This window comes from Photobacterium sp. R1 (assembly GCF_054600795.1).
In genome coordinates, this window is the sequence record NZ_BAAHZP010000687.1 from 1 (window position 1) to 259 (window position 259).

Sequence of the window (259 nt, forward strand, 5' to 3'; positions counted from 1 at the left end):
TGGCGAGGTATGTTCAGTCTCAGGAATACTTGCTGACCGCACAGCATGCCGACGATCAGCTGGAAACTGTCCTGCTGGCGTTAAAGCGCGGCAGCGGCCCTGCCGGCCTGGCGGCCATGCCGGAGGTCAAACCCTTTGCCAATGGCTTACACATACGCCCTTTGCTGGATGTCAGCCGTGCCGAGCTGCAAGCTTATGCCCATGAGCATCATTTGGACTGGGTGGACGATGAGAGCAATCAGGACAGGCGCTTTGACCG

General features: G+C 58.7%; 1 protein-coding gene. It reads left to right on the forward strand.

Annotated elements, in window-relative coordinates; genetic code table 11:
* Window positions 1-259, forward strand: a 259-nt coding sequence (locus ACYP03_RS26835; protein ID WP_459782784.1) for an ATP-binding protein, incomplete at both ends; no start/stop codon positions are given.